This window comes from Paenibacillus sp. Soil724D2 (assembly GCF_001427935.1).
Taxonomy (GTDB): Bacteria; Bacillota; Bacilli; order Paenibacillales; family NBRC-103111; genus Paenibacillus_E.
The window spans coordinates 84,030-99,483 of the sequence record NZ_LMRY01000023.1 but is presented as its reverse complement, the minus strand read 5'-3'; the positions used below and the strand labels follow the sequence as shown (position 1 = coordinate 99,483).

Below are 15,454 nucleotides of genomic sequence, written 5' to 3'. Positions count from 1 at the left end.
TAGAATACCCCATTTTATTTAAGAAGATTAAAATTTTAAGTTACTGCTGTGTCCTGGTGAAAGTTTTGCATTAGGGTCGATATAGACTTTAGCGTTATTAATCGCAGTAGGTGCTTCACCAAAGCCAACAGCAATCAGTTTCAATTTTCCCGGATAAGTTGTGATATCCCCGGCAGCGAAGATGCCTGGAATGTTTGTTTCCATTCTGGAGTCAACAACGATTGAGCCGTTTTCAATCTCAAGGCCCCATTCGGAGATCGGTCCAAGGGAAGAAACGAAGCCGAAGTTAATGATAACAGCATCGACATCATGTACAGTTTCTTCGCCCGATTTGATATCTTTAAGCGTTACTTGCTCGATGCGGTCATTACCGTGAAGTTTGGTGATTTCCGTTGGAGTTACAACGTTTACTTTGGAGTTCATCAGGTTTTCTACACTGTGCTCATGTGCACGGAATTTATCTCTACGGTGGATAAGTGTGACTTTATCCGCGATAGGCTCAAGCATTAAGGCCCAGTCAACTGCTGAATCGCCGCCACCGCTGATTAACACTTTTTGGCCAGCGAAAGCATTCAAATCGCTAACGAAGTAATGCAGGTTTTTCTTCTCGAATTGCGCGGCTTCGGGTAACTCAAGACGGCGCGGTTCGAATGCGCCAACCCCGCCTGAAATAATAACGGCGCGGCTGAAATGTGTGCCTTTGTCAGTTGTTATTTCGAAGAGACGCTCTTCTTTTTTGATGACTTGGTGTACTTTCTCTTCCAGGCAAGTGTTGATCTGAAAGTGTTTCATTTGAGCTAACAAGTTGTCCACTAATTCTTGTGCGGTTACTTTCGGGAATCCAGCTACATCATAAATGTATTTCTCAGGATATAAAGCTGCAAGCTGACCACCAAGCTGCGGCATACTTTCGATAATTTTTACTGACGCTTGGCGCATACCCGCATAGAAAGATGCGAACATTCCAGCAGGGCCTCCACCAATTACTATGATATCAACGATATCTTGATTTGTTTCTCTCTCGTTCATTCTTAGACTCCTCCGATTCAGTACTTTTGATGTGGTAAATATATGTGTATTGCCATAATCATTATTTCATTATAAACGTCTCTTCTATTGAAGGAAACAGAAAAATGAGATTTCTTTATATAAATCGCTTATAGATACGATAAATTATGTTTGCAATAGTTGGGCAAGCTAGAAAGGCCCTTATGCCTTATTTTAAGCCAAAATAGCACTTGATATTTACTTATGAAAATTATATTATATCATGAGAATCGGTTTACGCATGTTGTGACTAATTTCATCCTGTTTCATCATAATTCGCTGCAGCTGGGTGCAAACTAGAGGCAGTATACTACTTTTGAAGCTGTTTGTGTAATTTTTCACAAGATAGAGAAACCATAGGACTATAAATACGGATATGGAAGTGAGAGAGAAATGAGTAGAATACCAAGAATCGTTATTTTAGGAGCAGGCTATGGCGGAATCCTATCCGCAATTCGTTTGCAAAAAGAATTAAACTACAATGAAGCCGATGTAACGCTTGTAAACAAGCATGATTATCATTACATTACTACCCATCTCCACATGCCTGCTGCAGGAACCGATAATCCTGAAAATGCACGCGTGAACATTTTGAAATTGATTGATGAATTTAAAGTTGATTTCGTGAAATCCACAGTTACACAAATCCGTCCGCACGAGAAAAAGGTTATTCTCGAAGACGGTACGCTTTCCTATGACTACTTGGTTATTGGTCTTGGTGGCGAAGCTGAAACTTTCGGTATTCCTGGGCTTAAAGAAAACGCATTGAACATTCGCAGTATCAACAGCGTTCGTTTCATTCGTGAACATATTGAGTATCAATTCGCGAAGTACAAGCGTGAGCCAGACCGCAAAGATTACCTGACATTCGTTATCGGTGGAGCAGGATTTACTGGAATCGAGTTCATTGGTGAGCTTGCTGACCGTATCCCACAGCTTTGCAAAGAGTTCGACGTCGATCCTTCCCTTGTGAAGATCTATAATATTGAAGCAGCTCCAACGGCACTTCCAGGATTCGATCCTGAGCTTGTTGAGTATGCGATGAAAGTTTTGACTGACAAAGGCATTACTTTCAAAATCGGTACAGCGATTAAAGAATGTACGCCTGAGGGTGTTCTGATTGCTGGCGATGAGTTTATCAAAGCTGCTACAGTTGTTTGGACAGGCGGTATCCGCGGTAACCATATGCTTGATGAAGCTGGCTTCGAAACGATGCGCGGCAGAATTAAAGTCGATGAGCACCTGCATGCGCCAGGGTTCGATAACATCTATGTCGTTGGTGACTGTTCCATCGTGATGAACGATGAAGGCAGACCATACCCTCCAACAGCTCAAATCGCTATGCAGCAAGGTGAAGCTGTTGCGCACAACCTGATTGCTTCCATTCGCGGTTCGCAAATGAAAACTTTCAAATACTCCAACAAAGGTACTGTTGCTTCCTTAGGTAAAGGTCAAGCCATCGGTATCGTAGGATCCCGTAAACTCAAAGGTAACGTTGCAGCCATGATGAAAAAAGTGGTTGATATGAGATACCTCTACATTATTGGCGGTATTCCACTTGTTATACGTAAGGGACGTTTCTAGTCTAGTCATCATTATTTAACGGGGGGATCGCCATGCGGCACTGCAGTGTCCAAGTAAGAGGACTTCTTACCCGGGATGAACTGGATCGTTACAATGCCCTGATCGAGGTCGGTCACTTTCTAGAGACTGAGAAACGTTATGATCATGTAGCTGTTGTGCAAAAGGAAATTGATATTCTCATTCTTCCTGCGATTGAACGCTTGAAGGAAAAAGGTCGTCAGCGTGACCGTGATACGGAAGTGTATCTGGCTCGTAAAGCGCAGATGGAAGCTGAATTAGAGGCTGCCCTGCGTGACGACGAGGATGAGGAATAAAAGACGAAGAAGCTTTGCTCTTATGAGCGAAGCTTCTTTATTTCATTTTGCTAATGCCATTAGTGGCTAGCCAGTGGGCGTTTTAGCCCAATTTACAGAAATAAGAGTCTTTGGGGACTCATATTTTACTGAAAGTATCGCATTTTGCAAAAATAGAAGCTGCTAAAGACTTCTATTCTGCTAATCCATGGGGGTCTAAGCCCAAATTTACAGAAATAAGAGTCCCTAGGGACTCTTATTTTACCGAAAAGGCAGCATTTTGTACAAATAGAAGCTGTTAGAGGCTTCTATTCTAGCGCCAGTGGGGTTTGTATGATTATCTTAAATTTGAATTAATTTAGCAAATTTATCAGGTGTCAGCAGGTTGCCGACGTAGAAGTCGCCGAATTCACCGAAACGTGCGCTCACTTCGTCGAAACGCATTTCATAAACAAGCTTTTTGAAATGGAGAGGATCGTCGGAGAACAGGGTTACGCCCCACTCCCAATCATCCAGTCCTACGGAACCAGTAATGATTTGTTTAACTTTACCCGCATATGTGCGTCCAATCATGCCATGGCTGCGCATCATCGTTTTGCGATCTTCGGCAGGGAGCATGTACCAGTTGTCATTGCCATCGCGACGCTTATTCATCGGATAGAAGCAGATGTGCTTCGATTTAGGCAGGATAGGCTTCAAGCGGGCTTGAATATCCGGATCTTCCGAAGGATCCACGCCTGGCTTTGCCAGATAACTGCTTAATTCTACAATGGATACGTAGGAATAGACCGGGATTGTAAAAGCGGCGAAGCTTGATTTATTAAACGTATTTTCCAATTCATTCAGTTCTTCAAGCGTTTCGCGCATTTGCATGAATACAAAGTCGGCTTTCTGACCAACGATGCTATAAACGGCAGTACTGCCTAGTTTATCATTCTCGAATTGCTGCCACTGGGACAGAAATGTATTCAGCTCGTCCGTTGCGTGCTTACGCTCCTGCGGGGTTGCAGCATGCCATGCGTTCCAGTCGATCAGACGGAAATCATGGAGCGCATACCAGCCTTCCAGCGTTTGTACGGCTTCACTCATTGGTTTTCCTCCATTCAAGGGCTAATATCCCCTACATTGTATCCAATTCATGGGGAAAGGGCAAATGAACAAAGGGTGAAGAAGGAAATGTTCAATTTGTGTACACTTTACCTGTGACATTTCGTGGATTACAATTATAAGGAAGTCAGATAGATGAACAGGCTTCTTACATTGTTAAGGGGGAACGTACATTGTTACAAATGGTCATTGCCACTGTCTTAATGATAGTGTTATTTTTTGGGATCGGGTTTATATTAAATATGCTAATGAAAACAACATGGTTTCCGCTTTATGCTTTTATTGCTTTGGTTATCGGTGTTGTTATTTATGGTTCAATTGGAGAGGCGTCTTTTCTTTCCAGCGGAGATAGCTTCACCATTGTTGATATTATTCCAGCTATCGGTGGTTTAATTGGCGCTATTTTAAGTGGATCGGCCATTAAAGCCCTGCGGATTAGAGGCTTCAAAATGTTTTAAGGTTCTCATAGAAAAAGGCAGAACTGGTCATTCTAAGGTTGAGTTGCCTAAATTGACCTTTCGGAGGAGACTATTTTGCCCTTGGCTCATGTGAACGGAACCCAATTGAATGTTGAGATTACGGGGACTGGTACCCCAATCGTCTTTATTCATCCACCTTTATTAACCTTACAGACTTTTGCTTATCAAAGAGAGCAGCTTTCGGACCATTATCAAGTCATTACTTTTGATATCAGAGGGCACGGCGCGAGCAAGTCGTCAGAACGTGCATTTAGCTATGCGCTCATCGTTGAAGATATAAGGCAGATGCTAGATTACCTGGGTATTGAAAAAGCGTTCCTATGTGGTTATTCCACAGGCAGCTCGGTGCTGCTGGAAGCCCTGCTTACATATCCGAAACGTTTCTTAGGGGGAATAGTGGTCAGCGGGATGTCCGAGTTAACAGATCCTTATAACAAAAGCAGGGTATGGCTCGCCGCGCAGATGGCCGGTTCTGGTCTCTTTATGAATTTGTTGAAAAAAGCGATCACCTTCGGGAATGCGGATAATGCTGCTACTTATCAGGAACTGTACCAAAGCTCCGTTAGCGATGATGCAAAAAATGTGAAGCCGTATTATGAACAGGCCCTTACCTACACCTGTACGCGCCGTCTTCGGGGGATCCAGCATCCGATCCTATTGATTTATGGTCAAAAGGACCGCACATTTCATCGGTATGCGAACATACTCCATGAAGAGCTGCCGCATAGCTCCCTCTATTTCATAAAGGATGCTAAGCATCAAATTCCGATTAAAAACCCTTCAAAGATGAATGACTTAATCCGGCTTTGGGTGGAAAGCCTGGAAGATAATCAGACACAGCGTCTACTATTGGACTTAGCGATTGCAAAGAAGTTGAATCCGGTCATGTATGGCCAGGATGTTCAGGTAAGTCAGCTGCCGCTTCATTAAACCAGCTGATAGAAGGAAGAGTCTGTTGAGGAAACTCAACAGGCTCTATTTTTATCACATGTTAAAAATGTTCCAAAACCACTTTTCCAACTGTGTTGCCTGCTTCAATCATAGCATGGGCTTTCCGCAAATTCGTAGCATCGATTGGCTCCAACCTTTCGGCCAAAGTGGTACGGATGGTACCATTATCGATTAGTCTAGCAACCTCATTCAGCAGCTTATGCTGTTCAATCATATCGGCTGTTTGGAACATGGAGCGAGTGAACATTAATTCCCATACAAACGTTACACTTTTATTTTTAAGCAAAGTCAAATTCAGTGGTTGGTCTGTCTCAACGATGGAGCAAATTTTGCCTTGCGGCGCAATCGATTCGGCCATGTTCTGCCAGTGCTGCTCTGTACTATTTAAACAAAAAATATAGTCGGCATTCTGTAATCCGATAGCTTGCAATTGAGGAATGAAAGAATGGTAGTGGTTGATGATATGATCTGCGCCCATTGTTTTCACCCAATTGATTGATGCGGGGCGGGAAGCCGTACCGATCACCGTCAGGCCGGCATACTTCGCCAGTTGTGTTGCAATGGATCCTACACCTCCAGCAGCACCTATAATCAAAATAACCTTACCTGCGTTCATGTCTTTATTGTGGGACACACCCAATCGGTCATAAAGTGCCTCCCAAGCTGTGATGGCTGTTAAAGGCAGCGCTGCGGATTGAGCGAAATCAAGCGTTGAAGGTTTCGTTCCGACGATACGTTCATCGACGAGATGAAACTCGCTATTTCCACCCGGGCGTGTAATGCTGCCTGCATAATAAACCTCATCGCCTGGTTGAAATAATGTGCATTCCGGTCCTGTTTGTTCCACTATTCCCGCGACGTCCCACCCTAAGATTCTTGGTGATGCCTCCGTCTTATCTTTTGGAGCCCTTACTTTGGTATCGACTGGGTTTACAGAAATAGCCTTAACTTTAACAAGTAGATCTTTACCTGTAGGAACCGGCTTTTCAATTTCCACATCAATCAAGCTTTCCGAATGCTCCACTTTTAAATACTTATATAGACCTACTGCTTTCATAGTCTCTCTTGCAATCATTTTCCCATCTCCTCATTTAAATAATTGTTTTTATGTTGTTAGTTTAATCGTTCCGTTTTAAAATAGTAAGTACGCACAATCGTGTTATGTAGTATCAATTTGTATACTATAAGGAGTTGAATGTGAATGCGGGATCGTAAAAGCGGGTACGGCAACCTTCATAATGATGAGGGCTGTCCAGTTGAATATACATTGGATGTTATTGGGGGCAAATGGAAAGGTGTCCTTTTATATCACCTCATTGGAGGGACCAAAAGATTTAATGAATTCAAAAGAATCTGTCCGTCCATTACTCAGAGAATGCTGACCCTACAACTAAGGGAGCTGGAAGAGGACGGCATAGTCCACCGCGAGGTGTATCATCAAGTGCCTCCAAAGGTCGAATATTCGTTGACTGACTTCGGGCAAACATTGGTCCCTATTATTTTACTTATGAAAGAATGGGGCAATGCTTACAAAAACAAGTCGGAATGTCGCCTCTAACGGCAAAGTTGTCGGAATTTTGCCGTCCGAAAGGTTGGTTTTTTCATATTAGGTAATATTATCTTTCTCTCGTAGATACCAAGCGTGTCGATTTTTGTGGTAGACTAATAGAGAGAAACCGAGAAGCTTTCGTAGCTTCAATCGGTTGAGGCAGGATGGTGCTGTAACGGAATGAGAATGACGAATATGCTGCATTTCACCGAGAACCACAGGTTTTGTGTGAACCGTGAGTTTTCTTTGAGCAGTCTGGATTATAAAATGTTAGCTATTATGTATCAGCCTATGATTGGCGGATTGGCTATTAGCCTCTATCAAGCACTCTATCTGCAGATGAGTGCAGAAAAAGTCGGATATTCGCCGCTGGAACAGCAGCGAAAGCTGTTTCTGCTGCTCGAGCTTGAGCAGGGGGAGCGAGGGCGCAAATATCTCATTGAGCAATCTTCGAAGCTTGAAGCCATAGGGCTCCTGCAGACCACTCGCAAGTTTCTGCCGGGCGAAGAAGACTATGTCTTCGTATACACCTTGTTCCCTCCACTTGGCCCCAATGAGTTTTTCCGGAATCAGCATTTGACGCTGCTGCTCCGCGATAAGGTCGGCAAGTTCATGCTCCTGTCCCTTCGGGAAGAGCTGCTCTCGTCAGAGCCGGAAGAATGTCGTGACGCGAGTGAAGAGAACCTGTCTGTTCCGTTCTATGATCTATTCCGTCTCAATACCCAGGTGGTTGATTATGAGCTGGAGCAAGCCCTGTATGAGGCCTCTGCCAGTAAACAGGGAGACGCTCGTATGGACGTGACAACCAAAGGCTTCCAGTATGCGGATATTATCATGAGGTTTCCGCGAGGAGCGAGCAATCGTGTTTTCGTTGAGGCTCTCAAACATAAACCGGATCAGATGGCTGCAATTAATATTGTGGCGAAGAAGTACAACCTATCGCTACAGGAAACATGCCGTTTGCTGGATGAGGATGGCGCATTCACCGAAGAGGGTGAGCTGCAAATGGATCTTATGCAGTATAATGCGAATCTGTTCTACAGACAGAGCAAGAAGCGGGATGAGGAACGAGAGCGCACGTTGTCTAGATCGGAAGAGAAGTCACAAGGTGAAGCGAATGACGATGCGCTAGACACATCTGGAGACAAGTCAGTTGAAATGGCTTATTACCTAGAAGTGCCGCAGCAGCTGCGCGGGGAATGTACAGATCATCAATACAATTACATTATGCGAAATGAGCCGTACACGGCAGTTCTGAAAATGTTCTTCACTCAGGGCTCCATTCCGGACGGTGTACTTAATATATTTGAGAAGATTGATTTGAATTATAGATTGAAAGAGGAAGTCATTAATGTCTTGATCCACTTCCTACATATCGACCGCCGCTCGTGGGCCAAGTCCTCGATTGAAGCAGTCGCATCGGATATGCTGGGCAAGCAAATTATCACTTACGAACAAGCGGTGGAATATGTGCGTGAGAAAATCAGCTACAAACAAAAGGCAGCATCCAAGGTGGAGGCCGCTAAAGCTAGCGGTGGTTCTGTAACTAGAGGCCGACAAGGCAAGACGCAGAAGCCTCACATTCCGATCGTTGTTCCAGATGCCGGCACAGCAGCGGCTTCAAGGCTGACGGATGAAGAGCTGGAAGCCGCGAGAAGGATGGCGCAGAAGCTGGACGAGCGCTTTAATCGGAAGAGCTGATGGTTATAGGTCTCACACTGCCTTTGATGTAAAGAAAACTAACCCAAGCGTAAAGAAAAGTAACGGAGAATGCTGTTTTAAACAACGTACAAGAGAATCATAAGGAGGTGCAGGAAGCATGGATTCCCTGTCTCACTTACTCAAATCAATGCCGCAGTCTGAATGGAGACGGAAGGCAGAAGCGAAAATTAAAGTTGTCATGGACGACGTCTTAGTTCACAAATTTCGCCAAAAGTACCCATTTGTTGATGACTATACCATAAAGATTAATATGAACAAGCTGTATCAATATGTGACAGAGTTCAAAAACTGTTCGAACTGTCCAGGTTTAGAAAATTGTCCGAATGATATGACGGGGCATTATACGATGTTAACAGCCGACTCCGTCAATGAAAAGCCGTTTGTTCATGAGGAAAAGGTAGCTTGCAAGAAGTTCAACGCGAAGCAGCTGCAGGATGCCATAAGCAGCCGAATCCGCACCTTTCACGTGGATCCGCGGATGATTTCGCGCAGCTACTCTTTTGGAGATATCCTTGAAACGGATCTGGATCGAGCGAAAGCCGTTATGCAAATTAACGACTATGTCAGCTTGACGATGGAAGAGGGGCTTCAGACTAGAGGACTCTACTTATCCGGATCGTTTGGGACGGGGAAGACGTTCCTGATGGGTTATATGCTGCATCAGCTGGCCAAAGTCGGTATGACAGGCGCAATCGTCTATATGCCGGATTTTGCTGAGGACTTGAAGGGGATGTTCCAGGAGCCCTACAAGCTGAAGGAAACGATTGATCTTCTGAAGGAAACGGATCTATTAGTTTTCGATGATATTGGCGCGGAGAATTTGAATCCGTGGCTGCGAGATCATGTCATTGGCGCTATCGTGAATCATCGTATGAATCGTAAACCGACCTTTTTCACATCCAATTATGCGCTCTCTGATTTGGAGAAGCATTTCAGCTTCACGAATAAAGATGGTGACGAGGAGTACAAGGGACAGCGGATTATGGACCGTATTCGTCCTTTTGTCGATGTGGTTGTGGTAACAGGTACGAACAAGCGTGGGAAATAATAAAAAGCTGTACAGATGAGTTCATCTGTGCAGCTTTTTTGATCAAATAAGAAAGTATAAGTTTTTTCAAATGAAAACTGCATGAAAAACCGCTTCACACGGAGTGCAAAGCGGTTCTCTTGCAGGCTTGGACATTCCTATTTCATAACTTGAATCACGGTTGCAATGGCTGCAATTAGAAACAAAAAGCCAAAGAAAGCGCCAAAGCCAATGCCTACATCCATGAAATCATTACGCGGTTCTTCGTACACGTGAAGCTCAGGGTGTTTAGGATCGCTCATGTGGTTACCCCCTACGTCCGACATTCGTATGTTTAAGTTTAGTATACCCAAATTCGTCGAAAGTTGTAAAGCTAATCAAAGTGACAATTGTGCAAACAATAACAGATAGTAGCGGAAAGTATTAAATAAGACTTGACTCTAACATTAGTGTCATGGTTTACAATGAAATCATCCTTACTTGATCAAGGAAAAGGAAAAAGGTGAAGGCCATGCGGATTAGTGAGTTATCCAAGCTTACCGGAGCCAGTATTCGTTCTTTGCGGTATTATGAGGCGAAGGGGCTAATCGCGACGCAGCGTGAAGAAAACGGATATCGGGTGTTCAACCAGATGGCTGTTGAGCGCGTGAAGACCATTCAGTTTTATTTGAGCTTAGGCTTTACGACCGAACAGATTGAAAGCTTTCTCAACTGTGTCATGAAAAATCAGGAGTCGATGTGCGATGATTTGCTGCCACTCTACACAGAGAAGCTCGAAGAAATCGAACAACAGATGCAAATGCTGCAGCTGCTGCAAGCTAATTTGAAGGATCGTATTGCTTATATTGAGCAGCAAAGACTTCAGGGGCTGCCTGTAGGTTTACCAGCTAAGTAGATCCAACTTCAACCTTTTTGCTAACTTATGGCTTGGTTGAAATGACCCACTGGTGTGGTATACTTTACATGTTGACGTTCATCGGTAGCTAGGTACTACTTGATGTTATAAATCAAATCCATTCTTAGAAGGAGGAACTATCATGTCAATCGTGAATGTTTCTGATAACAGCTTTAAAGCCGAAGTTGAAGGAGAAGGTACAGTACTTGTAGACTTCTGGGCACCTTGGTGCGGACCTTGTAAAATGATCGCTCCCGTTTTGGAAGAGCTTGATAAAGAAATTGAGTCCTTGAAAATCGCAAAAGTAAACGTGGATGACAATCCAGAGTCTGCTGCGCGCTTTGGTGTTATGAGTATCCCAACATTGATCGTTTTCAAAGACGGACAGCCTGTTGATAAAGTGGTTGGTTTCCAATCCAAAGAAGCACTGAAAAATGTGGTTTCTCGTCATCAATAATTTGTTACAAACTAGAAACAATTGTTCGTGAGAAAAAGCTCTTTTTCTGCTATGCTGAAAAGGAGCTTTTTTTTGTTTTCTGTAGGGGAGCGTTTATAATTGGCGGCTGCTTAGACGATTATGTTGTACGAAATACAACAATTGTTCGAGTGTATGGGCATTTATGGACGAATGTTGTATTTTGTACAACAAAAATGGCTCAATTCCTCTGTAACTCTCATATTTAGCTGAAAATGTTGTATGAAATGCAAGATTAGCAGCGGAATGGCTTGTTTTAAGGTGTAAATGTTGTACGTAGTACAACATTGGGGACCTAGGAACTTAGGAAGAGTTAGGAGCTTGGGAACTTGGGAACTTGGGGACTTGTAGCTTAAGAGCTTGGGAACTTGTAGCTTAAGAGCTTGGGAACTTGGAACTTAGGAGCTTGGGAACTTGGGAACTTGTAGCTTAGGAGTTTGGGAACTTAGGAACTTGGAGTTTAGGAATTGTGAACTTAGAACTTAGAACTAACTTAGAGGGCTTAGAAAGTACGAACTTAACGGGGAAATATGGGGTAAGTTTTTGTGCGAGAGGAGATTGGATGCATGACCGAGCATGAGCATGAGGACGCTGGAGTCCGCGAACAGAGTCTGGAAATAATTAAACACAAGCTGAGCTTATTACCGGATAAGCCAGGTTGCTATATCATGAAAAACCGCGAAGGTACGATCATTTATGTTGGAAAAGCGAAAGTACTGAAGAATCGTGTGCGCTCCTACTTCACGGGCAGCCACAGTGCGAAGACGCAAAAACTAGTCAGCGAAATCCGCGACTTTGAATATATAATTACCTCCTCGAACATGGAGGCTTTGATTCTTGAGTGTAATCTGATTAAGCAGCATCATCCTCGCTACAACGTACTCTTGAAGGATGATAAGACGTTCCCGTACATCAAGATTACACATGAAGAGCAGCCGCGCCTAGAAGTCACGCGGCGGGTGTTTAAAGATAAGGGCAAGTACTTCGGCCCTTATCCAAATGCCTTTGCGGCCCAGCAGACGAAGAAGCTGCTGGATCGGCTTTATCCACTGCGCAAGTGCAAGACGATGCCCGAGAAAGTATGCCTATACTATCATATCGGGCAGTGTCTGGCGCCTTGCGAATTCGACGTATCTGCCGAAACGAACGAGCGGATGGTGCAAGAGATCAGCCGTTTCCTGAACGGGGGACACGACGTTATTAAGGAAGAGCTGACGGCCAAAATGCTAGCCGCAGCAGAGGAACTGAACTTCGAGCGCGCCAAGGAACTGCGCGATCATATCATGAACATCGACGCCGTGATGGAGAAACAGAAGATCACGACGGCAGATGCACTAGACCGCGATGTCTTTGGTTACGCGGTCGACAAGGGCTGGATGGCTGTGCATATCCAGTACATGCGTCAAGGGAAGCTCATCGAGCGTCACGTCTCGCTGTTCCCATATTACGGTGATGAGTACAATGACTTCATCACCTACGTTACTCAGGTATACAGCGATAACCCCGCGCTGCCGAAGGAGATCTTCCTGCCGACGATGCCGGTACAGGTGGCAGTCGCTCCTACTACTGCTCCTACTGATGCTGAAGCTCCCGCTGAAGCCACAATTGACATTCCAGCTGAGGTCCCTGCCGAAGTTGTAGCTCAAGTAGAGGCCGAAGAGAAGGATGTCCGCGAAGCATTGGAATCCTGGCTCAAGGTCAAGGTGCATATTCCGCAACGAGGGTTGAAGAAGCAAATGGTCGATATGGCCAAAGACAACGCCCGCAATGCGTTGGATGAGAAATTCCGCTTGGTAGAGCGCGATGAGCGCCGCACGACCAAGGCGGTCGAGAATCTTGGAGAGTGGCTCGGCACGGGAACGATTCGCCGCATCGAAGCATTCGATAACTCGAACATACAAGGGACGAACCCGGTTTCGGCAATGGTCGTCTTCGTGGACGGCAGGCCCGATCGTAAAGAGTACCGCAAGTACAAAGTCAAAACGGTCGTTGGCCCGGATGACTACGAAACGATGCGAGAGGTCATTCGCCGGCGGTATGAGCGTGTGCTTAAGGACAATCTAACAATGCCTGATCTGATCGTCGTAGACGGAGGGAAAGGGCAGATCTCAGCGGCAGTCGACGTGCTGGAGAATGAATTAGGTCTGTTCATTCCGATCTGTGGACTCGTGAAGGACGCGAAGCACAAAACAGCGCAGCTCATGATCGGAGATCCCGCAGAAGTTGTGCCATTGCCGCGTGATAGCCAGGAGTTTTACTTGCTGCAGCGGATTCAAGACGAGGTTCACCGCTTCGCGATTACGTTCCACCGCGAAACAAGGGCGAAGTCGATGGTTGTCTCACAGCTCGACGCGATTCCCGGCATCGGGGAGAAGCGCCGGAAGGCATTGCTTAAGCACTTTGGCTCCGTGCGCAAAATAAAAGAGGCTGAAGTTCAAGACTTCAAGCCTCTGGGTATAGGTGAGAAATTAGCTAACGAAATTCTCAAAGCGCTTCAAGGCGAGGCGGCGGCTCCCCAGGAATAAGGGGACCCCGCCTTTTTGCATGCAGCCAGGCTAGCAGCAAGCCGATCAAACCAGGCAGCAGGATGTAGAAAATACCAGCAAGCACATCGCTTACATGTCCGAGGTAGAAGAGGGACATCCCCATGAGGATGCTATCCATGCAGGCATGGGCGAAAACGGCGGTAATGAAACCATATTTTAGGAAGACATAACCTAGAATAATGCCTATGATGGTGACCTCGATTAGCCGAGTATAGACTGGATAAATAGGATACTGGGTATGACTTGCCGCCCAAATCACGCTGGGAATGACAATCGCAATAAAGTTGGAGCGAAACAGCTTTTTGAATAGAATGATGCCGAGCAGCCTGTAGGTCGCCTCTTCAGATATGGCAGCAACCCAGGCCATAAGCGGGAAGAATCGAGGTTCTACCATATTAAGAACAGAATCGGACGGATCGTTCACAGCCCAAACATCAAAATTCACTTCACCTGTGTAAAAGAGCACCTGCTGAATGCCCAGGATGAAGAAAGCCAGCAAATAGCCGCGCCCCATGCCGCTATAAACCTCAGCTCCAAACGATGATTCCTTCCAAGCCGGCCATTTCCGCTCTCCGATTGAATTCCACAATCCATTACCTGCTACAAGAGCTAGGTAGAGAGAGATGCCGAGCAGGACAGTCACTACATTCATGAAAATAATAGCAGCCCATGTTGCGAATTGATCGTTCAGAGCTCCACTCATAGATCTAAAAGCAGGGTACATATTAAAGTTGTTGGTGATATAAATGGCTAAAAAAATGGCTGTTAATAGCAGGCCTCTACTGAATTTCATATGTTTTCTATAGATGATGGCAAATACAATCGCGGCAATGGTCATGATGAGTGTGAAGCCCATGGAAATCCAAGTCATGATAGATGCGGAGCGATCCTGCTGATCGATCCAGACTTGATGTGACGCAGGTAAGCTGAACAACACGTTAAAACCGGTCAGATTTTTGTCATCGAAATCAACTCGAACCTGTAACTTTGCTTCACCGAGCGGTTTTGTTTGCTTTTCATAAAATAAGGTTGTTCCATGGTTTGGGTCGTCTTCGGCAGTCCGTTTATCTATGAGTGCAAAGTCTTCCGGTTCAAATCCTTGCTGCCGAATCTCCTGCTTGGCCAAAATGTCTGCTTTCTGCTTACTGATGATTGCTTGATCGGAGGTTTTTTGCGTTTCACGCCATCCAATAACGGAAGCATTCATGTAATTAATCTCAACTTCAAATTGACGGTTGGTCTTGGTGTCTTCTACGCTTACTTGATAATAATCAATGGGGTAACGCTCCCCATAGTCCTTCAAATAGGTTTCTAACAAATGCTCCTTTTGCAAATAACCGCTTCGGTCCTTCTTGGACTGATAAACAACGTAGGTTTGCGGGTTATGCAAATTGTAGCGCTCACTTACAAATTGAGCTGCATGATCCGCAGCCTGCTGCTTCGTGATAGAAGGGTTGTCTGCTGCCGTCGGCTCTTCGGCCTGAAGGCCGTATAATGCGGATATTCCCAAGTAAAGAGCAACTCCAATGCATGCAAGGAAGAGGAGAAAACGATTTAATTTTGGCCTAATCATAGTGAGTTCCCTTCTACATTTCCGATTCTGAAATCACATCTTTCACGTTATCATAGTTTAAAAAGAAAGCCAATTTAGTGGTAAAGAATTAAAAACAATTATATAATACCTATCAATTGGATACGTTCGGAATTTCTAAATAATAACGGGGGAACCCTACCGTTAACGTATTGGAAATCCTTATGTCGTTTTTGCAAACACAGGAG

General features: G+C 44.8%; 15 protein-coding genes. 10 read left to right on the top strand and 5 right to left on the bottom strand.

The annotated features are described in order from the left end of the window. Positions 1-27: 27 nt before the first annotated feature. Complete coding sequence (locus ASG85_RS19635; RefSeq protein WP_057307548.1) at positions 28-1,029, bottom strand: NAD(P)/FAD-dependent oxidoreductase; 1,002 nt, start codon at positions 1,027-1,029, stop codon at positions 28-30. Positions 1,030-1,440: 411 nt separating this feature from the next. On the opposite strand from ASG85_RS19635, the gene ASG85_RS19630 reads away from it, so the two are divergent. Both ASG85_RS19630 and ASG85_RS19625 read left to right on the top strand, forming a co-directional pair. Continuing rightward, on the top strand, positions 1,441-2,631 hold the full coding sequence (locus ASG85_RS19630) for an NAD(P)/FAD-dependent oxidoreductase (RefSeq protein WP_047681609.1): 1,191 nt from the start codon (positions 1,441-1,443) through the stop codon (positions 2,629-2,631). Between the two features lie 32 nt (positions 2,632-2,663). Further along, positions 2,664-2,945 carry a hypothetical protein gene (locus ASG85_RS19625; RefSeq protein WP_057307547.1) on the top strand — a complete coding sequence of 94 codons (282 nt, stop codon included), beginning with the start codon at positions 2,664-2,666 and terminating at the stop codon, positions 2,943-2,945. Between the two features lie 321 nt (positions 2,946-3,266). Here the strand turns inward: ASG85_RS19625 and hemQ are convergent, their stop codons facing one another. Next, positions 3,267-4,013 carry a hydrogen peroxide-dependent heme synthase gene (hemQ, locus tag ASG85_RS19620; protein ID WP_057307546.1) on the bottom strand — a complete coding sequence of 249 codons (747 nt, stop codon included), beginning with the start codon at positions 4,011-4,013 and terminating at the stop codon, positions 3,267-3,269. A 191-nt stretch (positions 4,014-4,204) separates the two neighbouring features. Between hemQ and ASG85_RS19615 the strand changes: the two genes are divergently transcribed. After that, positions 4,205-4,489, top strand: coding sequence for a YuiB family protein (locus ASG85_RS19615; RefSeq protein WP_057307545.1), 285 nt, complete (start codon positions 4,205-4,207; stop codon positions 4,487-4,489). A 90-nt stretch (positions 4,490-4,579) separates the two neighbouring features. Further along, on the top strand, positions 4,580-5,440 hold the full coding sequence (locus ASG85_RS19610) for an alpha/beta fold hydrolase (protein WP_235549504.1): 861 nt from the start codon (positions 4,580-4,582) through the stop codon (positions 5,438-5,440). Between the two features lie 61 nt (positions 5,441-5,501). On the opposite strand, the gene ASG85_RS19605 is transcribed toward ASG85_RS19610, so the two are convergent. Next, complete coding sequence (locus ASG85_RS19605; RefSeq protein WP_235549490.1) at positions 5,502-6,536, bottom strand: zinc-binding alcohol dehydrogenase family protein; 1,035 nt, start codon at positions 6,534-6,536, stop codon at positions 5,502-5,504. Positions 6,537-6,662: 126 nt separating this feature from the next. On the opposite strand from ASG85_RS19605, the gene ASG85_RS19600 reads away from it, so the two are divergent. The 3 genes from ASG85_RS19600 (at position 6,663) to dnaI (ending at position 9,780) form a co-directional block, all read left to right on the top strand. After that, positions 6,663-7,019 (top strand): winged helix-turn-helix transcriptional regulator, encoded by a 357-nt coding sequence (locus ASG85_RS19600; RefSeq protein WP_057307544.1) that lies wholly within the window; start codon positions 6,663-6,665, stop codon positions 7,017-7,019. A gap of 171 nt (positions 7,020-7,190) precedes the next feature. After that, positions 7,191-8,711, top strand: a complete 1,521-nt coding sequence (locus ASG85_RS19595; protein ID WP_057307543.1) for a hypothetical protein — start codon at positions 7,191-7,193, stop codon at positions 8,709-8,711. A gap of 118 nt (positions 8,712-8,829) precedes the next feature. Further along, positions 8,830-9,780: a primosomal protein DnaI gene (gene dnaI / locus ASG85_RS19590; protein WP_057307542.1), complete on the top strand. Its 951-nt coding sequence runs from the start codon at positions 8,830-8,832 to the stop codon at positions 9,778-9,780. A gap of 137 nt (positions 9,781-9,917) precedes the next feature. Here the strand turns inward: dnaI and ASG85_RS37050 are convergent, their stop codons facing one another. Next, positions 9,918-10,061 carry a YqzM family protein gene (locus ASG85_RS37050; RefSeq protein WP_082562634.1) on the bottom strand — a complete coding sequence of 48 codons (144 nt, stop codon included), beginning with the start codon at positions 10,059-10,061 and terminating at the stop codon, positions 9,918-9,920. Positions 10,062-10,270: 209 nt separating this feature from the next. Between ASG85_RS37050 and ASG85_RS19585 the strand changes: the two genes are divergently transcribed. The 3 genes from ASG85_RS19585 to uvrC all read left to right on the top strand — a co-directional run bounded on the left by ASG85_RS19585 (position 10,271) and on the right by uvrC (position 13,654). After that, positions 10,271-10,654, top strand: a complete 384-nt coding sequence (locus ASG85_RS19585) for a MerR family transcriptional regulator (RefSeq protein ID WP_057307541.1) — start codon at positions 10,271-10,273, stop codon at positions 10,652-10,654. Positions 10,655-10,796: 142 nt separating this feature from the next. Further along, the gene (trxA, locus tag ASG85_RS19580; RefSeq protein ID WP_057307540.1) at positions 10,797-11,111 is read left to right on the top strand and encodes a thioredoxin; all 315 of its coding nucleotides are present in this window, start codon (positions 10,797-10,799) and stop codon (positions 11,109-11,111) included. A gap of 584 nt (positions 11,112-11,695) precedes the next feature. Next, positions 11,696-13,654 (top strand): excinuclease ABC subunit UvrC, encoded by a 1,959-nt coding sequence (gene uvrC, locus ASG85_RS19575; protein WP_060647543.1) that lies wholly within the window; start codon positions 11,696-11,698, stop codon positions 13,652-13,654. Here uvrC and ASG85_RS19570 read toward each other — a convergent pair. Next, a complete protein-coding gene (locus ASG85_RS19570; protein WP_162257277.1) occupies positions 13,614-15,185 on the bottom strand; it encodes a CPBP family intramembrane glutamic endopeptidase in 1,572 nt (523 codons plus the stop codon). The two genes, uvrC and ASG85_RS19570, sit on opposite strands and share 41 nt — an antisense overlap. Between the last annotated feature and the right edge of the window lie 269 nt (positions 15,186-15,454).